Below are 4,399 nucleotides of genomic sequence, written 5' to 3'. Positions count from 1 at the left end.
TACCATAACGTTTACCCATTTGAATACTAGAGATGCTTTGACTAGAAGTTGTCATCTCAAATACAATCATAAACGCTTTATGTAAACCAAACTTAACTTTATGAAATAAAGTATTAGCATTTGAACTCTCAACATGTTCACAGTTATAACAATAGTAAGAATGATTAGTTTTTAAGCAACCTTTTTTATGACCACATTTTACAAATGTTTAGTGATAAAGAAATAATAGCAAATATCTGTTCTAACAAATGAAATAGGCAAGATAATAAAAATGATTATTTTAATAAAAAACTATATAATGAAAGATATGCTATTGAAAAAAAAATACTTAGCTAAATAGCATTCGTTCTTTACTGAATAGACCTAACACCGTACTTTCTAGTTGGATAGTAAGAAATTTTCTCATAGCTTTTATTATTCTTATAGTACTAAAGAAATTTCAGGAAATAAAAAGTCAAGATTACATCTACAATGAACTAGCTTAGGCCGTTAGAACTTCGTAAGTCTAGGATGGTTCATTAGTTAATTTCATTTTATCACTTCGTAAAGTTATTAGGTATTCTAACCACAATCGTAGGGATGATCACATACATCCAAATAAAACATCATTCAATATTTAATTGACATTCTGTCTTGTCCTCACAATCCCACCTCCTGTCGAAGCCAACAATTCTTAATTAAGCTGAAGGCGCTTCTTCTTCTAACATTACTCTATAGATTAGATAAGCTTCTTGATACTGACTTCTACGCGTAAAGAACTTGGCTTCTTCTAAGAGTTTATCTCTGTCTGATGCTACACGAGTACGATAAGAACTTGCTTTCTGCGCGATGGTCTTATCTTGTACATAAAAACCTGCTACATCAACGGTAAGCTCATCACGCACATAAATATACTCGAACTCATCTAAATATGTGCTCGAAAGAGAGTACTTGCGCTCTGATAAATAACCATTGACCTTATCTAATAAGACATAAGGATAGGATGCATTATAGGCTGTAGCTAAGTCAAAAGGAGTGCTGGTCTTAGCATATTTCTCTTCTCTAAATATGAGGTGATTAGGAAATAGATCTTCTCTAGAAGTATAGACTTTCCACAGATATTCTGTAAATACTTTAGCTAAAGGCTCAGGTAGATTAGACACTTTCTTGCCTAATTCTCGTTTACTATAAGCGAGAGAACAAGTGTCTGATACCCTAGAACCACAGAAAAAGTCAAAGTAATACATATATCTTTTGCCATTATACAAAACAATATAAGTTAAAGGCATCTCTGCACCAAAAAATGGTCGACAATAAAATACGGGTATAAAAACAGCTTGTATATCTTCGTGTTCTGCAAACCAAATTCCCTCGTCATAAAACATCAACATCTGATCATCAGGCAGGCGTTCACCATAAATAGTAGTTACTTTATTCTCTTCGTTCACTAATTCTAATGACAGAATAGAAGAATATCCTTGTTTAGCAAATAACCTTTTGCTATCATAGTTATTACACGTAGCGCCTACATTGATATACAATTTATTATCTCCATTCAGATCGCGCCAAACTTTTACGATACTTACCTGATCTTCATCTACCTCTTGTGCCATTACCCCACTACTTGAGCATAGTATTAGAGCTATCCACACATAGTTAAGTTTTAAGAAACGGTTATAAAGGTGTGCTATCACTAGCTTTGTCGTTATACTCATGTACAAAATATTATAGCAAAATGCGATATAGAGTTTGATTAAAAAAATTATATATAGTCACTCGCGAAGGCTTATTTTTGCCATGCTCGTCTAATTCTATTGTGAGATATAAATCAACATCCATATAGAATACCCTGATTGGCTGAAAACTAACTTGCCTTATTGGTAGCATTCAAATTGACACAAGCTCTATTAATTTCTTCCAAATTTACTATTCTATACCGAAATAACTAACGCCTTTTTTCTAAAAAACGTATGTATCTCGCATTTACTTGAAAATAAATACCTAATTATTCGAATATTAGTTATATATTTGCACCGTATTATTAGTTAATCACTTGCTATTAGAGAAATACAAGAGCAGATATTATCCTGCATTTTAGACTTCTCTAATTCTTATTTAACTCATGATTCTTTTTGTTTCGAATTATAGAAGAAACTTCTTGCAAGTAAATGTGTATCATATTTATTGTTTCGAATAAAGACCCTTACCTGTAGAATGCAATAGCACTCATCAGGATAATACACAGATATACAAGTACAAGTACTCTTCGGAGTAAAAGAACAGAATAAGAATAGGCATAACAAATGAATTTTAAAGACTTAGCATTAACACCTGAAATACAAACAGCTCTAACCAAGATAGGATATACTCAAGCTACTGAAATACAACAAAAAGCAATTCCAGTTATACTTGAAGGTAAGGACGTTATAGGTACTGCTCAAACTGGTACTGGTAAGACTGCTGCATTTGCTATTCCTATCCTAGAGAGATTACACAAAAACAAAACTACTCATAAAGCTATCAGAGCTTTAATTCTAGTTCCAACGCGTGAATTAGCAATACAAGTAAAAGACAGCTTCCTAGACTATAGTACTGAATTACCCCTTAATACTTTAACTTTATTTGGTGGTGTTCCACTACCTCCTCAAATTAGAGCATTAAAACAACGCACTGATATCGTAGTAGCTACTCCTGGTCGTTTATTAGACTTAATCAATCAGAAAATAGTAAAATTATCTAACCTAGAGATCCTAGTATTAGATGAAGCGGATCAAATGCTTGATATGGGATTCATACATGATCTAAAAAAAATCCTAACTCATATACCTGCTAAGCGACAATCATTATTCTTCTCGGCTACAATGCCTAAAGACATAGAGAAATTCGCTAGAACGATAGTAAACAATCCTGCAAAAGTAGAAGTAGCTGCTGAAGTAATTACAGCTGAGACAATACAACAAGAGGTTTACTTCGCTGAGAAAAAGGATAAAAGAGCTTTACTACACGCTGTGTTAAAAGATAATGCAGAGTCTACTTTAGTATTCACAAGAACAAAGTATGAGGCTAATAACCTAGTAAAGTACTTACAAAAGGTAAACATGGTAGCTATGGCTATTCATGGAAACAAATCTCAAAGTGCTCGTGTAAAAGCACTTGAAGATTTTAAGAGTAATAAAATCAATATTCTAATCGCTACTGATATAGCAGCAAGAGGAATCGATATAAGCAAACTACCTTATGTTATTAATTATGACATACCAGATAAACCTGAGACTTATGTACATCGCATTGGTAGAACGGGTAGAGCTGGATTAAAAGGTGTAGCAATGTGCTTCTGTACTCCTGAAGAAAAGAAAGAATTTCAAGCAATTGAAAGATTTACAGGAATAAGAATGCATGTTAAAAACCAAGTTTTAGAGTAGCTATCAAGATGCTCTAGAATAAATAAACAGTATTAACCTAAAACATCAAAAATATGGCTGATTCTTTTTCAAAAAAAGAAAACAATAAAAAGAAAGCACAGAAAAGACAAGAGAAAGCATTAAAGAAAGAGGAACGTAAAACTAACAACAACAAAGGAAAAGACCTTGAAGATATGTTAGTGTATGTAGATTACAACGGTAATCTTACACATATTCCACCTGGAGAGCAAGACATCGAAGCCGCTAAAAGAGAACTTGAAGAGCGCTTAGCAGCAGCTTCAGCACCAGATTTAGAATCGACTGGTGTAGTGACTTATTTTAGTGACAAAGGCTTTGGGTTTATAACAGAAGATAATTCGAAAGAAAACATTTTCGTACACAGCAGTCAGTCAAATCAGCCATTACAGCAAGGTGACAAAGTTACCTTTAGAAAAGAAAGAACTCCAAGAGGCCTAAGTGCCATTGAAGTAAATAAAATTTAAATACTTAATATTATGCAAGAAGGAACAGTAAAATTCTTCAACGAAACTAAAGGGTTTGGTTTCATTACTCCATCTAATGGTGGACAAGACATCTTCGTACACGTTTCAAACTTAAACGAAAGAATTCAAGAGAATGACGTAGTAGTTTTCGAAATCGAAGAAGGTAAAAAAGGAATCAACGCAGTAAACGTAAGAAGAGCGTAATTACCCTTTAATAAGTAAGAATATTTTTATGTTCCTACTTATAAAAAATAAAAAGGCTGAATATTTATATTCGGCCTTTTTTTATTTTGTGATGTCGTGATTGTGTGTACTTTCTTAAACGGTTCGCTCCGCAAAGTCTCGGATCAATCTCAAAAGTTGTGTTTATGCATAAAGTTTAGTCAATCTGTATAAGAAGAAGGGATCAATCTCAAAAGTTGTGTGTGAATTAAAAACTACAGATCTTTGTAATGATAAATAATAAACGTGGAAAACTATATTGAGTTTATAAAAATGATTTTACCTGAGTTTTTA

General features: G+C 32.8%; 4 protein-coding genes and 1 pseudogene. 3 read left to right on the top strand and 2 right to left on the bottom strand.

Annotated features, from left to right (window positions below):
• Positions 1-202: pseudogene (locus CF599_RS19120) on the bottom strand (IS1595 family transposase); the annotation flags it as partial.
• Between the two features lie 475 nt (positions 203-677).
• Positions 678-1,694: a hypothetical protein gene (locus tag CF599_RS19115; RefSeq protein WP_254050368.1), complete on the bottom strand. Its 1,017-nt coding sequence runs from the start codon at positions 1,692-1,694 to the stop codon at positions 678-680.
• 588 nt (positions 1,695-2,282) lie between these two features.
• On the opposite strand from CF599_RS19115, the gene CF599_RS19110 reads away from it, so the two are divergent.
• Genes CF599_RS19110 through CF599_RS19100 form a run of 3 tightly spaced genes read left to right on the top strand, consistent with a single transcriptional unit; the run spans position 2,283 to position 4,087 of the window.
• The gene (locus CF599_RS19110; protein ID WP_121967517.1) at positions 2,283-3,401 is read left to right on the top strand and encodes a DEAD/DEAH box helicase; all 1,119 of its coding nucleotides are present in this window, start codon (positions 2,283-2,285) and stop codon (positions 3,399-3,401) included.
• Between the two features lie 53 nt (positions 3,402-3,454).
• Complete coding sequence (locus CF599_RS19105) at positions 3,455-3,883, top strand: cold shock domain-containing protein (RefSeq protein ID WP_121967516.1); 429 nt, start codon at positions 3,455-3,457, stop codon at positions 3,881-3,883.
• Positions 3,884-3,895: 12 nt separating this feature from the next.
• A complete protein-coding gene (locus tag CF599_RS19100; protein ID WP_121967515.1) occupies positions 3,896-4,087 on the top strand; it encodes a cold-shock protein in 192 nt (63 codons plus the stop codon).
• The last annotated feature ends 312 nt before the right edge of the window (positions 4,088-4,399 follow it).

The sequence above is a fragment of the Myroides sp. N17-2 genome, from assembly GCF_002286775.1.
Lineage (GTDB): Bacteria > Bacteroidota > Bacteroidia > Flavobacteriales > Flavobacteriaceae > Flavobacterium.
This window is presented reverse-complemented; position numbering and strand designations above follow the sequence as displayed.